The organism is Candidatus Accumulibacter sp. ACC003 (assembly GCF_907163085.1).
Classification (GTDB): domain Bacteria; phylum Pseudomonadota; class Gammaproteobacteria; order Burkholderiales; family Rhodocyclaceae; genus Accumulibacter.
In genome coordinates this window covers 123482-141323 of sequence record NZ_CAJQTX010000006.1, presented here as the reverse complement: position 1 = coordinate 141323, position 17842 = coordinate 123482, and the positions used below count along the sequence as shown (strand labels likewise).

The 17842-nt window shown below is 63.0% G+C and carries 25 protein-coding genes; 7 read left to right on the top strand and 18 right to left on the bottom strand.

Translation table 11 applies throughout. The features are described from left to right. Positions 1 to 128 precede the first annotated feature (128 nt). The 5 genes from QZ656_RS13935 (at position 129) to QZ656_RS13915 (ending at position 3502) form a co-directional block, all read left to right on the top strand. Positions 129 to 815, top strand: coding sequence for an ABC transporter ATP-binding protein (locus tag QZ656_RS13935; protein ID WP_291993975.1), 687 nt, complete (start codon positions 129 to 131; stop codon positions 813 to 815). Continuing rightward, positions 812 to 1816 carry an ABC transporter permease subunit gene (locus tag QZ656_RS13930; protein WP_291993974.1) on the top strand — a complete coding sequence of 335 codons (1005 nt, stop codon included), beginning with the start codon at positions 812 to 814 and terminating at the stop codon, positions 1814 to 1816. The genes QZ656_RS13935 and QZ656_RS13930 overlap by 4 nt, the downstream gene beginning before the upstream one ends. After that, positions 1813 to 2658 carry an ABC transporter permease subunit gene (locus tag QZ656_RS13925; protein ID WP_291993973.1) on the top strand — a complete coding sequence of 282 codons (846 nt, stop codon included), beginning with the start codon at positions 1813 to 1815 and terminating at the stop codon, positions 2656 to 2658. The genes QZ656_RS13930 and QZ656_RS13925 overlap by 4 nt, the downstream gene beginning before the upstream one ends. 206 nt (positions 2659 to 2864) lie before the next feature. Continuing rightward, positions 2865 to 3110, top strand: coding sequence for an Arc family DNA-binding protein (locus QZ656_RS13920; protein WP_291993972.1), 246 nt, complete (start codon positions 2865 to 2867; stop codon positions 3108 to 3110). Beyond that, positions 3107 to 3502 carry a type II toxin-antitoxin system VapC family toxin gene (locus tag QZ656_RS13915; protein ID WP_291993971.1) on the top strand — a complete coding sequence of 132 codons (396 nt, stop codon included), beginning with the start codon at positions 3107 to 3109 and terminating at the stop codon, positions 3500 to 3502. Before QZ656_RS13920 ends, QZ656_RS13915 begins: the two co-directional genes overlap by 4 nt. A 265-nt stretch (positions 3503 to 3767) precedes the next feature. Here QZ656_RS13915 and selD read toward each other — a convergent pair whose 3' ends face one another. Together selD and senB are read right to left on the bottom strand one after the other, a co-directional pair. Then, positions 3768 to 6044 (bottom strand): selenide, water dikinase SelD, encoded by a 2277-nt coding sequence (selD, locus tag QZ656_RS13910; protein WP_291993970.1) that lies wholly within the window; start codon positions 6042 to 6044, stop codon positions 3768 to 3770. Beyond that, entirely contained in the window at positions 6045 to 7055 is a 1011-nt protein-coding gene (gene senB / locus QZ656_RS13905) for a selenoneine biosynthesis selenosugar synthase SenB (protein ID WP_291993969.1), read from the bottom strand. Positions 7056 to 7099: 44 nt separating this feature from the next. Here senB and senA point away from each other — a divergent pair, with 44 nt between their 5' ends. Next, positions 7100 to 8341, top strand: a complete 1242-nt coding sequence (gene senA, locus QZ656_RS13900) for a selenoneine synthase SenA (RefSeq protein WP_291993968.1) — start codon at positions 7100 to 7102, stop codon at positions 8339 to 8341. 20 nt (positions 8342 to 8361) lie between these two features. Here senA and egtD read toward each other — a convergent pair whose 3' ends face one another. Beyond that, a complete protein-coding gene (gene egtD / locus QZ656_RS13895) occupies positions 8362 to 9315 on the bottom strand; it encodes an L-histidine N(alpha)-methyltransferase (protein WP_291994214.1) in 954 nt (317 codons plus the stop codon). A 508-nt stretch (positions 9316 to 9823) separates the two neighbouring features. Here egtD and QZ656_RS13890 point away from each other — a divergent pair. Then, a complete protein-coding gene (locus QZ656_RS13890; RefSeq protein WP_291993967.1) occupies positions 9824 to 10132 on the top strand; it encodes a hypothetical protein in 309 nt (102 codons plus the stop codon). Between the two features lie 219 nt (positions 10133 to 10351). On the opposite strand, the gene rplQ is transcribed toward QZ656_RS13890, so the two are convergent. The 15 genes from rplQ to rpsN form a co-directional block, all read right to left on the bottom strand. Then, positions 10352 to 10741, bottom strand: a complete 390-nt coding sequence (gene rplQ / locus QZ656_RS13885; protein ID WP_291993966.1) for a 50S ribosomal protein L17 — start codon at positions 10739 to 10741, stop codon at positions 10352 to 10354. 30 nt (positions 10742 to 10771) lie between these two features. Continuing rightward, the gene (gene rpoA / locus QZ656_RS13880; RefSeq protein WP_291993965.1) at positions 10772 to 11746 is read right to left on the bottom strand and encodes a DNA-directed RNA polymerase subunit alpha; all 975 of its coding nucleotides are present in this window, start codon (positions 11744 to 11746) and stop codon (positions 10772 to 10774) included. Positions 11747 to 11785: 39 nt separating this feature from the next. Next, positions 11786 to 12415 (bottom strand): 30S ribosomal protein S4, encoded by a 630-nt coding sequence (gene rpsD / locus QZ656_RS13875; RefSeq protein WP_291993964.1) that lies wholly within the window; start codon positions 12413 to 12415, stop codon positions 11786 to 11788. Positions 12416 to 12427: 12 nt separating this feature from the next. Then, entirely contained in the window at positions 12428 to 12823 is a 396-nt protein-coding gene (gene rpsK / locus QZ656_RS13870) for a 30S ribosomal protein S11 (protein ID WP_291993963.1), read from the bottom strand. A gap of 20 nt (positions 12824 to 12843) precedes the next feature. Continuing rightward, positions 12844 to 13206, bottom strand: a complete 363-nt coding sequence (gene rpsM / locus QZ656_RS13865) for a 30S ribosomal protein S13 (RefSeq protein ID WP_291993962.1) — start codon at positions 13204 to 13206, stop codon at positions 12844 to 12846. A gap of 76 nt (positions 13207 to 13282) precedes the next feature. Continuing rightward, the gene (gene rpmJ, locus QZ656_RS13860) at positions 13283 to 13396 is read right to left on the bottom strand and encodes a 50S ribosomal protein L36 (RefSeq protein ID WP_291993961.1); all 114 of its coding nucleotides are present in this window, start codon (positions 13394 to 13396) and stop codon (positions 13283 to 13285) included. A gap of 67 nt (positions 13397 to 13463) precedes the next feature. Next, on the bottom strand, positions 13464 to 13682 hold the full coding sequence (gene infA / locus QZ656_RS13855) for a translation initiation factor IF-1 (protein ID WP_018055416.1): 219 nt from the start codon (positions 13680 to 13682) through the stop codon (positions 13464 to 13466). Position 13683: 1 nt separating this feature from the next. Continuing rightward, positions 13684 to 15009, bottom strand: a complete 1326-nt coding sequence (secY, locus tag QZ656_RS13850; RefSeq protein ID WP_291993960.1) for a preprotein translocase subunit SecY — start codon at positions 15007 to 15009, stop codon at positions 13684 to 13686. A 23-nt stretch (positions 15010 to 15032) separates the two neighbouring features. Next, entirely contained in the window at positions 15033 to 15467 is a 435-nt protein-coding gene (gene rplO, locus QZ656_RS13845) for a 50S ribosomal protein L15 (protein WP_291993959.1), read from the bottom strand. Position 15468: 1 nt separating this feature from the next. Next, on the bottom strand, positions 15469 to 15651 hold the full coding sequence (rpmD, locus tag QZ656_RS13840; protein WP_291993958.1) for a 50S ribosomal protein L30: 183 nt from the start codon (positions 15649 to 15651) through the stop codon (positions 15469 to 15471). Positions 15652 to 15654: 3 nt separating this feature from the next. Next, on the bottom strand, positions 15655 to 16179 hold the full coding sequence (gene rpsE / locus QZ656_RS13835) for a 30S ribosomal protein S5 (protein WP_291993957.1): 525 nt from the start codon (positions 16177 to 16179) through the stop codon (positions 15655 to 15657). 30 nt (positions 16180 to 16209) lie between these two features. Then, on the bottom strand, positions 16210 to 16566 hold the full coding sequence (gene rplR / locus QZ656_RS13830; RefSeq protein ID WP_291994213.1) for a 50S ribosomal protein L18: 357 nt from the start codon (positions 16564 to 16566) through the stop codon (positions 16210 to 16212). Between the two features lie 13 nt (positions 16567 to 16579). Further along, a complete protein-coding gene (gene rplF / locus QZ656_RS13825; RefSeq protein WP_291993956.1) occupies positions 16580 to 17116 on the bottom strand; it encodes a 50S ribosomal protein L6 in 537 nt (178 codons plus the stop codon). Between the two features lie 9 nt (positions 17117 to 17125). Beyond that, positions 17126 to 17521 (bottom strand): 30S ribosomal protein S8, encoded by a 396-nt coding sequence (gene rpsH, locus QZ656_RS13820; protein WP_291993955.1) that lies wholly within the window; start codon positions 17519 to 17521, stop codon positions 17126 to 17128. A 15-nt stretch (positions 17522 to 17536) separates the two neighbouring features. Continuing rightward, on the bottom strand, positions 17537 to 17842 hold the full coding sequence (gene rpsN / locus QZ656_RS13815; RefSeq protein WP_291993954.1) for a 30S ribosomal protein S14: 306 nt from the start codon (positions 17840 to 17842) through the stop codon (positions 17537 to 17539).

Genomic DNA, 17842 nt, shown 5'->3' with positions numbered 1-17842 from the left:
CCCTTCTCCCACTTTCTGCGCACCATCCGGAAACCCTGGAAGCCACGATTGCCTCAACGTCTGCTCCTCCTTGCACTCCTAGCGAAGCTTGGTTTATGCCATAAGAAAATCATGGCCGTCAAAATAAAGTGCCACGTGCAATTCCGGAATTCTATCTACATTCCCGGCCGGGATCAGGAAATCTGAAACTACTGCTGCTCGACGAACCGCTGGCGGCGCTCGACAAGAAGCTGCGCGAGCACACCCAGTTCGAACTCGTAAATCTGCAGGAGCAACTGGGAATCAGCTTCGTCGTCGTCACCCACGACCAGGAAGAGGCAATGACCCTGTCGTCGCGGATCGGCGTCATGGAGCACGGCCGGATCGTGCAGGTCGGCACGCCCAGGGAGATCTACGAGTTTCCCGGCAACCGCTTCGTCGCCGAGTTCATCGGTTCGGTCAACCTCTTTGCAGGTCGGCCGAGCGCCGATCAACCCGGGCAAACGACGATCACCTGCCACGAACTCGAGCGACCGGTACTCGTCGCCCGCGGCGACGACCCGCCGCCGCAAGGCCAGGTTTGGGTGGCGATCCGCCCGGAGAAGATGCAGGTATCGCTGGCACCGCCGCAAACGGCCGCCAACTGGACGCAGGGCGTGGTCAAGGAGATCGCCTATCTGGGCGACCTGTCGGTCTTCCTGATCCGTCTCCGGTCGGGCAAGACGGTGCGCGTGACGCGTCCCAACGTCAGCCGCTTCGACGACCAGGGAATCACCTGGGAACAGGAAGTGTACGTGCATTGGCGCAACACCAGCCCGCTGGTGATCAGCGCATGAAGGCCGACGCGACGCCAGGCGAGCGCCTGGCCGGCGCCGTCCGGACGCAGCTCGGCGCACTCGTGGGGCTGCCACCGTGCCGCTGGGCACGAACGCAACTCGCGCGCCGCGGGCTGAGCGGTCGCACGGCGGTGATCGCGGTGCCCTACCTGTGGCTGCTGCTGTTCTTCCTGGTGCCCTTCGCGATCGTCCTGAAGATCTCGTTTTCGGAAGCGCAGATCGCCATGCCGCCGTACCAGCCGCTGCTGCAATGGGCCGGCGACCGGCTCGCCGACATCCGGCTGAACGTCAATCCCGGCAACTACCTGTACCTCGTCGAAGACAGCCTGTACCTGCGCGCCTTCGCCAACTCGGTGCAGGTGGCCGCCATCTCGACGCTGGCCGCGCTGTTGATCGGCTATCCGCTGGCGTATGCCATCGCCCGCAGCGACACGCGCTGGCGCGGCATCCTGCTGATGCTGGTCATCCTGCCCTTCTGGACGTCGTTCCTGCTGCGCGTCTACGCCTGGATCGGCATCCTCAAGAACAATGGCCTGCTCAACAACCTGCTGCTCTGGCTGGGCGTCATCGACCGCCCCATCGTCATGCTGCAGACCGATTTCGCGACCTACCTGGGAATCGTCTACGCCTACCTGCCGTTCATGGTCATGCCGCTGTATGCAAATCTGGAGAAGATGGACCTGACGCTGCTCGAAGCCGCCGCCGACCTCGGTTGCCGACCGCTGCGCGCCTTCATCGGCATCACCCTGCCCTTGTCGCTGCCGGGCATCGTTGCCGGCTGCATGCTGGTCTTCATCCCGGCGGTCGGCGAGTACGTGATCCCGGCGCTACTCGGGCCAGCGGACTCGCTGATGATCGGCAAGATCCTGTGGACCGAATTCTTCAACAACCGCGACTGGCCGGTCGCCAGTGCCGTCGCCATCGCCCTGTTGCTGCTCCTCGTCGCACCGATCGTGTACTTCCAGCGCGTGCAGGGACGGCAGGCCGGAGAGCGGGCGTGAACTCGAAGACCTCGCTGGCGAGACTGTCGTTCCTGCTCTTCGGTTTCGCCTTCCTGTACATCCCGATCGTCTCGTTGGTCGTCTACTCGTTCAACGAGTCGCGACTGGTGACCGTCTGGAGCGGCTTCTCGACCGAGTGGTACAGCCGGCTGTTCGACAACGAGCAGATTCTCGAAGCCGCCTGGCTGTCGCTGCGCATCGCGGCGGTCAATGCCACCGGCGCAACGATCCTCGGCACGCTGGCCGGCCTGGCGCTGGCGCGCTTCGGTCGCTTTCGCGGCCGCACGCTGTTGTCCGGAATGAGCACCGCGCCGCTGGTGATGCCCGAAGTGATTACCGGCCTGTCGCTACTGCTACTGTTCGTCGCCACCGAACAGGCCTTCGGCTGGCCCGCTGGCCGCGGCGTCAGCACCATCACCATCGCGCACATCACGCTGACGCTGTCGTACGTGACAGTGATCGTGCAATCGCGCCTGGCGTCGCTCGACGTCTCGCTCGAAGAAGCGGCGATGGACCTCGGCGCGCGACCGGCCAGCGTCTTCATGCGGGTGACGCTGCCGATCATCTCGCCGGCGCTGATTTCCGGCTGGCTGCTGGCGTTCACCATTTCGCTCGACGACCTGGTGATCGCCAGTTTCGTCTCGGGCCCGGGCGCGAGCACGCTGCCGATGGTGATCTTCTCGAAAGTGCGGCTGGGCGTCAGTCCGGACATCAACGCGCTGGCGACGATCATGGTCGCGCTGGTGACCCTCGGTGTCCTGATCGCCGGCCTGGTGATGCTGCGCCGGGACCGCGCCCGTCAACGCGACATGCAGATGGCGCTGAGATCGGATGCTTCGTGAGCCGGCGGATCGCTGCCGAAAGGGCTTCCATCGGCGCGCAGACGCCTATTCAAGGGCTCGGCCAAGCGTGATTCATTGGACGAACGCTCGCTGCTCAGGCGTTCGCCGGCGCTCTCCGTACCCTCGTCTCCGCGAGTTGGCCGAGCGCGCCGTTGACTGAGTTGCCGAGAAGAACCATGATGGTTCCATTTCGGTTGGAGAGACGCATGCCGACGACCCTTACCCTGAAGAACATCCCGGACACGGTGTATGAGCGTTTGAAGCATTCCGCAGAAACGCACCGCCGCAGTCTGAACAGCGAGGCGATTGTCTGCCTGGAGGCCGTGCTACTGCCTGCCAGGCAGACACCCGACGAGAGACTGGCGCAAGCGCGTGCGCTACGAGGCGCATTGCTGCACGACAAGTTCCGAGCGCCAGATATCGACGTGGAAAAGCGCCAGGGCCGCCCATGATTGTGGCTGACACCAACATCATTGCTTATCTCTACCTGCCGAGCGAGTTCACTGCCGCCGCCGAAGCATTATTCGAGCGCGACCATGAATGGGCGGCGCCGATCTTGTGGCGGAGCGAATTCAGAAACATCCTGGCCGGCTACATGAGGCGAAAAGCGCTCACCTTTGAGCAGGCCATGAGCATACAGCAGGCCGCCGAAGACCTGCTTGATGGTCTGGAGTTCGAGGTTGTCTCGACCGATGTCCTTGAACTCGTGAAGACCAGTGATTGCTCCGCATACGACTGCGAATTTGTTGCGCTGGCAAAGAAGCTCGATACCAGGGTCGTGACCATGGACGGCAAGCTTCTCCGTGCGTTTCCTGGGCGTACCACCCCACTAATTGCTGGCTAGAAGGAAAGGAAAAGGGGTAGTGCTCACGTTGCGGCATTCCACTGCGACGCTTCGCAGATTTGCCGCGAAATGGCAGCCGATCTCGGCCATCGTGTGGACCCCGGACAGACAGGCTTCCACCATCCCTGAATTTCACGCAGGGCTGCGCTATTGATAGTCGTCCGGTAGGCAGGCGGCTATAGCCCCGTGTTACGCATCGGCAATCGCCAGACCACCGACACTGCACGCGATGCCGAGTTCGGCGAAGTCCCACCCATCTTCGCCGCTATACCTTCAACTCGATTGGCGCGAGGTCATCGCCAGGAGGCAGAACCCGCCCGATGCACGCCGCCTTTTCGTAACCCAGCGACCGCAGCGCCTCTACGCAGTCGCTGGCTCGCTCGGCCGGCACGCTGGCCAGCAGGCCGCCGGCGGTTTGCGGGTCGAAGAGCAGCAGGTAGTTGGCGTGCGCGCGGCCTTCCTCCTGGTTGCGCAGGGCGCGGCGCAGGCGCACGTTCGCCGGCTGCAGCGAACTGAGGATACCCGCGGCGCTGGTGTCGACGGCGCCATCGAGAACCGGCAGGGCGGCCAGGTCGAGCTCGGCATCGACGCCGGACGCGCGCGTCATCTCGAGCAGATGGCCAAGCAGGCCGAAACCGGTGAGGTCGGTGCACGCCGTCGCACCGTGCTCGCGCAGGCAATTGGCGGCGCGGCGGCTGGACAGGTCCATCGACGCCAGCGCATCGTCGATCCAGCGCCCCCTGGCCTGCAGCCGGGCGTGCGCGGCGAACAGCGTGCCGGTGCCGATCGGCTTGCTGAGGATCAGGTTGTCGCCGGGGCGCATGCCGCCCTTGCACATCACGCCTGCCAGCTTTTCGTCGATCAGACCGTTGATGGCGAAGCCGAGCGCCAGTTCGACGCCCTCGCCGCTGTGGCCACCGACCAGCGCACAGCCGGCCTCATTGAGCACTTCGACGGCGCCGGACATCATCTGCAACAGCGTTTCCTCGACCTTTCTTTCGAGTCCGGGCGGCAGCGTGGCGATGGCCGTCGCCGTCTGCGCCTCGGCGCCCATGGCAAAGATGTCGCCGAGCGCGTGGTTGGCGGCGATGCGGCCGAACAACCAGGGATCGTCGATGAACGCGCGAAAGAAATCGACGGTCTGGACGATGGCCTTGCCCGATGGCACGCGCACGATAGCCGCGTCGTCGGGCGCGTGCAGGCCGATCAGCACGTCTTCGTGCTCTATCGGGTGCACCGCCGCCAGCGCCCGCGACAACACACTGGCGCCGACCTTGGCGCCGCAGCCACCGCAGCGCATGGCGACCGCCGAGATCGCCTGCGCCGCTTCGGCCTGATCGAGTGGCAGCTTGGCCACTACGCCTGACGGCCTGGCGAGCATTGACGGCAGATCATTGAAACGCGCCATGAAGCGTCGGTCGACCCAGTCCTTCCAGCGCCACACCCAGCCGCCCTTGAAATGGAGAAAGCCGCGCGAGGCAATGGCGTAACGGTCGCCGGTACTGATCAGCGCCAGCCAGCGCGCCTGCGGCCGGTACGAGCGCAGCGGCTGCCCGAGCAGCGAGCGACGCAGGTTGTCGGCCAGCGGCCGGCCCTGGCGAACGGCGAAGACACCCGCTTTCTCGAGCGGCGCGTCGACCATCGCCGCGCAGTCGCCAGCGGCAAAGACCTGCGCATCATCGACGCTCTGCAGGCTGGCGCGGACCTGCACGAAGCCGCTGTCGTCGAGCGCCAGGCCGGTAGTGCGCAGCCAGGCAGCAGCGCCGGCCTGCGTCACCCAGACGATCTCGTCGGCGGACAGCGTCTCGCCCGATCGGGTGCGTAATTGACCGTGGCTGACCTCGCTGACCTCGGCGGCGCGATGAACGACGACGCCACGCGCGGCCAGCACGCGCTCGAAGCTCTGCCGCACGCGCGCGTTGTGGGTGGGCAGGATGTCGCGTTCGGCGGAAAAAAGGTGGAAGTGCAGCTCGTCGGGATTACGTCCCAGGGCGCGTAGCTCGTTGCGCAGGCGATACTGCATGGCCAACGTCAGTTCGACACCACCGGCGCCGGCGCCGACCAGCGCAATGGTCGTCTCGCCGGCGTGTCGGCGAACGCGCTCGAGCAAAGCCAGCCAGCGATCGTTGAAGCGGCGGATCGGCTTGACGGGAAGCGCGTGTTCGGCGGCGCCGGCGACGCGATCGACCGCCGGCATCGAGCCGACGTTGATCGAGACACGGTCGTAGGCGACCGGTGGCCGCCGCGCACAGAGCACCTTGCGCTGCGTCCGCTCGAGACCGACAACCTCGTCCTGGTAGTAGCGCGCACCGGCAAACTCGGCCAGTCGGCGGAGGTCGATATGCACCTCATCGTAGCTGTAGTGGCCGGCGATATAGCCGGGCAGCATTCCCGAATACGGGGTGTGCGTATCGCTGCAGATCAGCGTCAGGCGAACGCCGGGCTCCGGGCGCATGGCGAAGCGCCCGAGGACGACGACGTGGCTGTGGCCGCCGCCGACCAGGACGATATCGCGAAGCACCGGTTGTTCGCTGCCGCGCATCTAGCGTCCGCCGATCGCTGCGCTGCCGAGCAGGTCGGCGAGCAGTTGCCGCACGGCGGCTTGTTCGCTGGCCGGCGCGAAACGCTCGGCGCGCCGCTGGCACTGCGCGGCAAGCTCCGCCAGAACGCCGTCGGTCTGGCCCTGGCTGGCGCGGCAGCGGACGAGCAAGGCTGCCAGTCCCGGCGCGTCGCCGCAGGCGAAGTAGCCCGCGTAGTCCTTGCCGAGCATGCCGATATTGCCGTCGATCGCCGAGGCGATCACCGGCGTGCCGCTGCACACCGCTTCCATCAGCACGTGCGCGCCGCCTTCTAGGCGGCTGGCGTGAACCAGCAGGTGCGCGTGCTGGATGCGGCGACGCGTCGCCGCGTGCGGCTGCCCACCCAGCCAGCGGTAGTTGGCACAGGCGGCCATCGTCGCCACAGCGGCGGCCGCGAGCCGCGGATCGAGGGCGTCGCCAATGTGCTCGAGGCGGATATCGTCGTGCGCGGCAAGCGCGCGAGCGGCGGCAAAGAGCGTCTCGGGTGACTTTTCGTCGCGCAGGTGACCGACCATCAGCGCGCACAGGTAGCGGCCTGTTTTCGGCACGCTGCGGCGGCGGCTGGTCGACTGGAAGATGATTCGCGCCCTGGCCCGCAGGTCGGCAGGCAAGGCCAACGGCCCAAGTTCCTGCAGGACCACCAGTGCGTCGGCCAGGTGCAGCGCCGCTTGCGCCGCGGCGTCGTGGTGAATGTCGTGGTAGAGGTCGGTGCCGGTCAGGATCAGCGCCAGCCCACCCACGCGATGCGCGGCTCGCCAGGCGGCGACCGATGGTGCAGAGCGGCGGGCGTGCAGGGCCAACATCGCCTGGTCGTCGGCAGCGAACGCCTCCGGCCATTGGCTGACGACGCGCGTCGAGGCCTCTGGCGCAAGGAATCGTTGCCAGCGACGCGCCGTCCGCCAGTTGCCGTTGTTGGCAGCGGCGAGCGCCGGGCTCACAATGACCAGCTGCGGAAGCGGCGGCGACCTGCTCACGGGTGCTGCACACTTTCAGCGAGGAGGCCCGGGATGACGAATCGATGAGTGCAGACAGTCGATGGGCAGCGGCCGACGCCGCTCGCGAGGGCGACGTGCAGGTCCTGGATGCGGCACTGACGGGCGCGCGCCAACGCACGCTGGCCTTGCTGACCGCCTACGAGCAGGCTCTCGGAGCGGCGCTGCGCGTTCCTTTTTCGCCGCAACTGAATCCACCCTTGTGGGAAATAGGCCATATTGGCTGGTTTCAGGATTACTGGATCGCGCGCAACCTGCAGCGCTCGCGGGGAATTTCCTGCGACCCCGAGCACGCGCGGCCGGCCGGGCGCCTGGCTGGCGCCGACGCGCTTTACGACTCCAGCATCGTCGCGCACGCGGCGCGCTGGCGCCTGCGCTTGCCCGACCTCGAAGCTAGCCGCGAATATCTGGCCGCGGCGCTCGCCGAAACACTCGATCTGCTCGCGCGGAGCGCCACCACGCCGGCCGACCTCTACTTTTTCCGCCTGGTGCTGTTGCACGAGCAGATGCACGCCGAAGCAGCGACGTACATGGCGCAGGCGCTCGAGCTGCCGCTGCCCGAAGCGCTGCTGGCGGCGTCGCGACAAGGGCTGCCGCGCCCGCCGACAGCTAGCCTGCGCGTGCCGGCTGGCGAGTGGCTGCTCGGTTACCAGCGGCCGGGTTTCGCCTTCGACAACGAACTCGCGCGACATCGTGTGCGCCTGCCGGCCTTCGCGATCGACGCCGAGCCGGTGAGCTGGCAACGCTACCTGCCCTTCGTTGTCGCCGGCGGTTATCACAACGCGCGCTACTGGTCGCCTGCCGGCTGGCAGTGGCGCGAGGCCAGCGCACTGGCCGCACCGCGCTATCTGCGCTGCGTCGACGGTCAATGGCAACGGCGCTGCTTCGGACAATGGCAGCCACTGCCGATGGCTGCACCGGCGGCCCACCTCAGCCGCTTCGAGGCCCAGGCCTGGTGCCATTGGGCACAACGCCGGCTGCCCAGCGAAGGCGAGTGGGAATGCGCTGCACTCAGCGCACGCAGTGCGCAGAATTTCCACTGGGGCGAGGTCTGGGAATGGACTGCCAGCCGCTTCCGGCCCTACCCGGGCTTTGTCGCACATCCCTACCGCGACTATTCGGCACCCTGGTTCGACAGCCGCTACGTCCCGCGCGGCGGCAGCTGGGCGACGGCAGCCGAACTGGCACACCCGCGCTACCGTAACTTCTTCACGGCCGAACGCAACGACATCGTCAGCGGCTTCCGCAGCTGCGCGGTCGAAGTGTGACGAGCCGCCGGCCACCCCGCTCAGGCCCCGGCCAGGAATACGGCGAACCAGCCGCGCTCGTCGGTCCAGCGCCGGATCACCGTAAAACCGGCATCGACCAACAGCGTGGCGAAATCGTCGGCGCGCCATTTGTACGAGTTCTCGGTATGAATCCGCTCGGCCGCGGCAAAGGCGCGTTCGCCGCCAGGCCAGCGAACGGTCACGCCGCGCCGCGCTTCCAGATGCATTTCGATGCGCGACTGCGCGGCGTTGAAGAACGCCCGGTGCCGCCAGTCGGCGAGGGCGAAATCGCAGCCGACGAGATCGTTGACGTGCCGCAGCAGATTGCGGTTGAAGGCGGCGGTGACTTGCAGCGGATCGTCGTAGGCGCGTTCGAGCACCTCGACCGGCTTGAGCAGGTCGACGCCGATCAACAGCGCACCGCCTTGCGCCGCGGCATGTAATTGACGCAGGAAGTCCAAGGCCTGCGCCGGCATAAAGTTACCAATGCTCGAACCCGGATAGAACAGCAGGCGCGATCCCTCACCAAGCACCGCAGGTAGCCGCAGACGACTCGAAAAGTCGCTGCCGATGCCCAGCATGGTGACGTCGGGATGGTGTTGCTGCAGACGTTCAAGCGCCTCGCGCAGGAATTCCAGCGAGATATCGACGGCGACGTAGGTGCTCACCCGCAGCGGCCTCAACAAGCGCGCCGCCTTTTCACAGTTGCCCGCGCCGACGTCGACCAGCGTCAGTCCGCGCGGCAACTCGGCGGCGATGGCGTCGCGATGAGCCGCCAGGATTGCCGCCTCGGTGCGCGTCGGATAGTACTCGGGCAGCTCGGTGATCGCCGCGAACAGACGCGACCCGAGAGCGTCGTAGAGATACTTGGGCGCGATCACCGCCGGGCACGCCAGCAGACCACGCAGCAACTCGCCACGAACCGCTGCTGCTTGCGGAACGTCGAGTTCGACAAGATTCGGCACGCGCACCATTAACGGCACCCCGGCCGCCAGCCAGCTCGCAGACAACGACACGCCGAGCGCGATGGACCGAGCGTCATTGCCCGCGGCGCGTCGCGCCGCCATGGATGTTGAAACGCATGACGATTTTGCTCAACAGCGACTCGTCTCGCGCCAGAAAGGGCGGTTGCTGAGTCGCCAACGCGACTGTCACGCGAATCATGCCGCACTCAACGTTTCTGGCTGGCATTTTGCCCTCCGCTGCTTGGTCAAGCATCAATTGCCGAACGAAGCCGGCGCCGACGCTGCCATGATACCCGCCTCGTCGCGAGAATTTCGAAGACTCGCGGCGTCAGCGGCTTTGCTGGCGATCAGCAGCCATCGCGCCTTCGCCGGCCAGCCGCCCGGCACGCGACGCGACCGCAGCCGACAAATCCGCCGTAGCCGGCGTCGGCAATTGCCGCCAAATCGTGACGTAGTGCGCAGGTCGTGACCGAAAGCTGTGCAACTCTAGCTCGTCAGCGTCTTGGCGCTGCCGATCATGACCGCCAGCTACGGTCTTCATGAATCTCGTTCCGGGGGTTTTGTCATGACTACACTTCGCGCTCTCACCCGCCGCCGGCTGAACGCCTGGGGCACGCTCGATCGACTGATGGGCAGCAAGGAGAAAGAGCCGGGATGCCAACGTCGATATGCCGACGTGCCGCGTCTAAGGCTGCTGTTTGCCGGACTCCAGGCAACTTGCCGGCAATCGGCAGCAGCGACCAGCGATCGAGCGCCTGCCGCAGCGCAACAGCAAGCGGACGAATCGTGGTGGCATTCGGGGTTTCCCGACTGGCGGATGCTCTGAAATCCGGGGCGGACGTACTCGGAGTACGCCCCGGATCGTCAACACCTGGCCTTGCCGACGCCATGCGGAGTCGAGCAAGCTGGTCGATCGGAACAAGCAGCGGCGCTTACCGTGAAAGTCGGCAACGCGACTCGCACGCGAAAAAAAGCCAGGCTGAGCCTGGCTTTCTTCCTGACGCCCACACCGGGGCGCAGGTTCCCTGCATTCGGCGAGCTGTGCTTACGCTTCGCTGACCACGCCGGCGGGCGTATCGGGTCTATCCATCAACTCGACCAAGGCCATCGGCGCATTGTCGCCGACGCGAAAACCACACTTCAGAATCCGCAGATAGCCGCCATTTCGCGTCGCGTAACGCGGCCCAAGCTCGTCAAAAACCTTGACCACCATGTCGCGGTCACGCAGACGATCGAAGGCCAGTCGCCGATTGGCGAGATTGGGCTTTTTGCCAAGCGTGATGATCGGCTCGATCACTCGGCGCAGCTCCTTGGCCTTCGGCAGCGTCGTCTTGATGACTTCTTCGCGCAGCAGTGAAACGGTCATGTTGCGCAACATCGCCAGACGATGGGCGCTGGTACGATTCAGTTTGCGGAGACCCAAACGGTGACGCATATCTATTCCTTCCTGTTCTTTTCAGGCAGCTTATTTCTCGAGCCCGGCCGGCGGCCAGTTCTCAAGCTTCATGCCCAGAGTCAAGCCGCGCGCGGCCAACACTTCCTTGATTTCATTAAGCGACTTGCGTCCGAGGTTCGGCGTCTTGAGCAGTTCGTTCTCGGTACGCTGAATCAGATCCCCGATGTAGTAGATGTTCTCGGCCTTCAGGCAGTTGGCGGAGCGAACCGTCAGCTCGAGATCGTCTACCGGACGCAGCAGCAACGGATCGACCTGCACCGTCTTCTGGTACTCGACGGGCATTGCCGTCCCGGCGAGATCGGCAAAAACCGAAAGCTGCTCCATCAGAATGCGCGCCGCGGTGCGGATCGCCTCCTCAGGCTCGATCGCGCCGTTGGTCTCGATTTCCATGATCAGCTTGTCGAGGTCGGTGCGCTGTTCGACACGCGCGCTCTCAACGGTGTAGCTGACCCGGCGAACCGGGCTGAACGACGCGTCGAGGACCAGTTTGCCAATGCTCTTGCCACCCTCGCCCAGGTCGCGAAGATTGCCCGCGACGTAGCCCAGCGACTTCTCGACCTTCATCTCCATCGCCAGCTTGCCACCGGCCGACAGGTGAGCAATCACGTGCTCGGGATTGATGATCTCGACGTCATGAGAGACCTCGATATCGCCCGCCCGAACGACGCCCTTGCCTTCCTTGGCCAGGCGCAGGACGACCTCCTCCCGATTGTGCAGCTTGAAGACCACACCTTTCAGGTTAAGCAGAATGTCGACGACATCCTCCTGCACGCCGTCGATTGTCGAGTACTCATGGAGCACACCATCGATGCTGACCTCGGTCAGTGCGTAGCCCGGCATCGACGACAACAGAATCCGCCGCAGCGCGTTGCCGAGAGTGTGTCCGTAGCCGCGTTCAAACGGCTCCATGATCACCCGCGCATGCACCGACGACAAGCTCAGCACATCGATGATGCGCGGTTTAAATAGTCCACTGCTTTGCATGTACTGTCCTTTGCCTGATGCCGTCAAGCCTCGCGACTACTACTTCGAGTAGAGTTCGATGACGAGACTCTCGTTGATCGTCGGCGGCAGTTCGCTGCGCTCCGGGTGCGCCTTGTAAGTGCCCTTCGCAGCCTTGGTGTCCACTTCGACCCACTCCGGAAAACCGCGGGCTTCGGCAGCAACGAGTGCCGCCTTGATGCGAAGCTGCGCTTTCGCCTTCTCGCACACTTCAACGACGTCACCAGGACGGACCTGATACGAAGGAATATTGACGCGGCGCCCGTTCACCAGCACGCCATTGTGCCTGACCACCTGCCGCGACTCGGACCGCGACGCGGCGAAGCCCATGCGATAGGCAACGGAGTCCAGACGCGCTTCAAGCAGCTGCAGAAGCACCTCGCCGGTAACCCCCTTGCGGCGATCAGCCTCTTTGTAAACCTTGCGGAACTGGCCTTCAAGAACGCCATAAATACGGCGAATCTTCTGCTTCTCACGCAAATGAACGCCATAGTCCGACAAGCGCTGGCCGGACTTCTGGCCATGCTGCCCCGGCGCATACGAGCGGCGCTCGATTGCGCACTTGTCTGTAAAGCACTTCTCGCCCTTCAGGAACAGCTTTTCGCCTTCACGGCGGCACTGACGGCACTTCGGATCTAGGTTGCGAGCCACTATTTCTTCTCCTTAAATCCGACGCTTCTTGGGCGGACGGCAGCCATTGTGCGGGATCGGTGTGACGTCGGTGATCGCCGTTATCTTCATACCCAAAGCGTTGAGGGCGCGTACTGACGACTCCCGACCGGGGCCGGGGCCCTTGATCCGGACTTCGAGGTTCTTGACGCCGCACTCGACAGCGACCTTGCCAGCCGCTTCTGCCGCAACCTGCGCCGCAAACGGCGTGCTCTTGCGCGAGCCCTTGAAGCCTGCGCCACCCGAAGTAGCCCACGACAACGCGTTGCCCTGGCGGTCGGTGATGGTGATGATCGTGTTGTTGAAGGAAGCGTGGATGTGGGCGACGCCCTCGGCCACGTTCTTTCTTACCTTGACTTTCTTGCGAACTTTTGTAGCGCTCTTGGCCATAGTCAGATCCTAATCCCTAATCATTTCTTGCCGGCGATCGGCTTGCGCGGCCCCTTGCGGGTGCGCGCATTGGTCTTGGTACGCTGACCACGCGAGGGAAGGCCCTTGCGGTGACGAAGACCACGGTAGCAACCGAGGTCCATCAAACGCTTGATGCTCATCGTCACTTCGCGGCGCAAGTCGCCTTCGACAGAGAACCTACCGATCTGGTCGCGTAAACGCTCCAGCTCGGCTTCGGTCATGTCTTTCATTTTTGTTGAACGTAAAACGCCAGCCGCATCACAAATTTTCTGTGCGCGTGGGCGGCCAATACCGTAGATCGCGGTGAGCGCGATTTCGGCATGCTGGTGGTTTGGTAGGTTAACGCCTGCGATGCGGGCCATTGATTCACCCCAACTATTCGAAACTTACAGTTATACCTTCAACCGACTGACAATCCACAAGAGTGGATCGCAGCGATCAACCCTGACGCTGTTTGTGACGTGGATCGGCGCAAATAACCCGCACGACACCGTGACGCCGTATGATCTTGCACTTACGGCAGATGCGCTTCACAGAGGCCAGCACTTTCATCTTTAACTCCTGATTCTCCGGTAGCAGGCGCAGCCAGCCCGCCACCGAATTGTTGCGTAGAGATTCTTCACTTGGCGCGGAAGACGATTCGCGCACGACTCAGGTCGTAGGGTGTCAGTTGCACGGTCACCTTGTCCCCGGGCAGGATGCGAATATAGTGCATGCGCATCTTTCCGGAAATGAAGCCGAGAACGACATGGCCATTCTCAAGCTTTACCCTGAAGGTCGCGTTCGGGAGGTTTTCAACGACCTCCCCCTGCATTTCAATTAGATCTTCCTTTGCCATCCTATTTCGCCGGTAACCCGGAGCCTTTGAAGTTAGCCTTCTTCAGCAGGCTTTCGTACTGGTGCGACATGGTATACGCCTGCACCTGGGTCATGAAGTCCATGGTCACCACGACAATGATCAGCAGCGAAGTACCACCAAAATAGAATGGCACGTTCCATTTCAGGATCATGAACTCCGGCAGCAAACAGACGATGGTGATATAGCAAGCGCCAACCAGCGTCAGCCGCATCAAGATCTTGTCGATATAGCGCGCCGTCTGGTCACCCGGGCGGATGCCAGGGACGAAGGCGCCGCTTTTCTTCAAGTTATCAGCTGTTTCGCGAGAGTTGAACACCAGTGCCGTGTAGAAGAAACAGAAAAATATAATTGCCGTTGCGTAAAGCATCACGTAAATAGGTTGCCCTGGCGAGAGTGCTCCAGCCAGATCCTTGAGCCAACGTCCCGACTCGCCGGCGCCGAACCAGCCGGCAATAGTCGCCGGGAAGAGAATGATCGACGACGCAAAGATCGGCGGAATAACTCCGGCCATGTTCAACTTGAGTGGCAGGTGCGAACTCTGACCACCGTAAACCTTGTTGCCAACCTGCCGCTTGGCATAGTTGACCAGTATCTTGCGCTGCCCGCGTTCGACAAAGACGACGAAGGCCGTGACCAGGACCACCAGCACGCTGATCACAATGGCGGCCAGCGGATGCATCGCACCAGTGCGCACCAGCTCCAGCAGGCCACCAACGGCCCTCGGCAAGCCAGCAGCAATACCGGCAAAGATGATGATCGAAATACCATTGCCCAGACCGCGCTCGGTAACCTGCTCGCCAAGCCACATCAGGAACATCGTGCCGGTAACCAGCGTGATTACCGTGACAAAACGGAACATCATCCCCGGATCGAGAACCAAACCCGGCTGCTGCTCGACCGCGATGGCAATGCCGATTCCCTGGAACAAGGCCAGGCCGACCGTGCCGTAGCGGGTGTACTGGGTGATCTTGCGTCGTCCGGCTTCGCCCTCTTTCTTCAGCGCCTCGAGCTGAGGGCTGGCGTGCGTCATCAATTGCATGATGATCGACGCCGAAATGTACGGCATGATCCCCAGCGCAAAAATCGTGAACCGTGACAGCGCGCCCCCCGAGAACATGTTGAACATGCCCAGAATACCACCCTGCTGGCGCCCGAACAGTTCGGCGAGAACCTGCGAGTCGATCCCCGGGACCGGAATGTGCGAGCCAATCCGGTACACGACCAGGGCACCAAGGAGGAACCACAGTCGACGCTTGAGGTCGCCGAACTTCCCGCCTTTGCTGACCGTGCTGGGACTAGTTGCCAAGAAAGATCACCTCTACCAACTCGTTATTGAGTGACGCTGCCGCCGACGGCTTCGATCGCCGCCCTGGCACCTGCGGTCGCGCCAACGCCCTTTAGGACGACCTTGCGCGTGATCGCACCCGAAAGCACAACCTTGGCCGAAAGAACCTGCTGCGGCACCAGATTGGCCTGGCGAAGCGTCGCCAAATCGATCTCATCGACCGGCAGACGTTCGATTTCAGACAAGCGCACCTCGACGTTGCGGGCGCCGGTCATCGACTTGAAACCGCGCTTCGGCAAGCGGCGTTGCAGTGGCATCTGGCCACCTTCGAAGCCGACTTTATGGAAGCCACCGGCACGCGACTTCTGGCCTTTGTGGCCACGTCCGCAAGTCTTGCCAAAACCGGACCCGACACCGCGGCCGACGCGCTTTTTGTCTGGACGCGAACCGTCGGCGCTTTGGATAGTATTGAGATCCATCTTAGCCCTCGCACTTCAGGAGATAGGAGACCTTGTTGATCATCCCGCGAACGGCCGGGGTGTCTTCAAGGATCGAACTGCTATGCATGCGACGAAGACCCAGGCCCCGCACCGTCGCGCGGTGCGACTCCTTGGTACCGATCAGGCTTCTGACCAGCGTCACTTTAACTTTCTTGTCGGTCATTTCTTACCCCTGAATCTCGGCCACGGTCTTGCCCCGCTTGGCAGCGATTTCGGCAGGCGTGGTCATCGAACGCAGCCCGTTGATCGTCGCCCGGACAATGTTGTACGGATTGGTAGAACCGTGCGCCTTGGCGACGACGTTGGTCATCCCGATGACGTCGAACACCGCTCGCATGGCGCCGCCAGCAATGATGCCGGTTCCCTCGGGCGCTGGCTGCATCATGACCCGCGAAGCGCCATGGTGGCCGAACACCGTATGCTGCAAGGTTCCGTCCTTGAGGCTGACCTTGATCAGGTTGCGCCGCGCCTCTTCCATGGCCTTCTGGACCGCCACCGGAACTTCCCGCGACTTACCCTTACCCATGCCGACACGCCCATCGCCGTCGCCGACGACGGTCAGCGCGGCGAAGCCGAGAATCCGACCACCCTTGACCACCTTGGTTACGCGGTTGATCGAAATCATCTTCTCGCGCATGCCGTCATCGGGCTTCTCAGCCTGCTGAGGTTTTCTGCTTTGCGGTTTAGCCATTATTGATTACTCCAATTCTTTGCGGACCGGTCAGAACTTGAGGCCGGCTTCACGAGCGGCCTCCGCCAGCGCCTTGATCCGTCCGTGATACTGAAAGCCGGAACGATCGAATGCGACTTGCTCGATACCGGCCTTGATGGCGCGCTCGGCGACCAGCTGACCGATCGTTTTTGCCGCCGCAATATCGCCGCCGCCCTTGACCAGGCTCTTGCGCACCTCCGGCTCCAGGGTCGACGCGGCAGCTAGAACCGTCGAGCCGCAGGCTGAAATAACCTGTGCGTAGATGTGGCAATTGCTACGATGCGCCAACAGACGCACCGACTTCAGTTCGGCAATTTTGGCCCGGGTTTTGCGAGCCCTGCGCAAACGCGCCTGTTTCTTGTCAATCATCTAAGCACCCTTACTTTTTCTTCTTCGTTTCCTTGATGACGACGACTTCGTCGACATAGCGCACACCCTTGCCCTTGTACGGCTCTGGTGGACGGTAGGCGCGAACTTCGGCAGCCACCTGGCCGACCAGCTGGCGGTCGACCCCCTTGATAACGATTTCGGTCTGCGTGGCAGTCGTCGCCGTAATGCCCTTCGGCAACTTGTAGGCAATCGGATGCGAAAACCCGAGGGTCAGGTTGAGCGTGTCACCCTGAGCCTGGGCGCGATATCCGACGCCGATGAGATTGAGCTTGCGCTCAAAACCCGTGCTCACCCCGGTTACCATATTCGCCACTACAGCCCGCAGGGTTCCCGACAGGGCACCCGCTTGAGCGACACCCGGCACCGCCTTGCAGAACACGGAACCGCCCTCCACTTCGATTGCGACAGCCGGATTAACAGCAAACTGCAGCGCCCCGAGCGGCCCCTTGACGGAAATCAATTCGGCCGTGACATCTACCGCAACACCCTGCGGCAAAACGATTGGTTTTTTTGCAACGCGCGACATGGCTACCCCTTACGCGACGACGCACAGCACTTCGCCGCCAACATGGCTGGCGCGTGCCTTGCGGTCAGTCATCACTCCCTTGGGCGTCGAGACAATCGCCACACCAAGGCCGTTCATGACGATTGGAATGTTGTCGGCGCCCCGATAGATTCTAAGACCTGGCCTGGACACACGGTCTATCCGCTCGATGACCGGCCGACCTGCGTAGTACTTCAGGCCAATATCGAGAATCGGTTTGCCGTTGTTCGGCGAAACACCGAAATGGTCCACATAGCCTTCGTCCTTAAGCACCTGGGCGATAGCAATCTTCACTTTTGAAGACGGCATGGCGACCGAGGCCTTCCTTGCCATCTGGGCATTTCGGATGCGTGTCAGCATGTCGCTGATCGGATCGCTCATACTCATTTCGTTCTCTCCTGCCTACCAGCTAGCCTTGATCATTCCGGGGACTTCGCCTTGCATTACGAATTCGCGCAGCTTGCTACGACCCAGACCGAACTTGCGAAAAACACCACGCGGACGCCCGGTCAACGAGCAGCGGTTGCGCAGCCTGACCGGACTCGAGTTGGCGGGAAGCGCCTGAATCTTTAGGCGGGCCTCAAAACGATCCTCGATCGATAGGCTTTGGTCATTCACCGTCGCCACCAGATCGGCCCGTTTCTTGGCATACTTTGCAACTAACTTGCGCCGCTTTTCACCGCGGTTGATCACAGCGAGTTTTGCCAT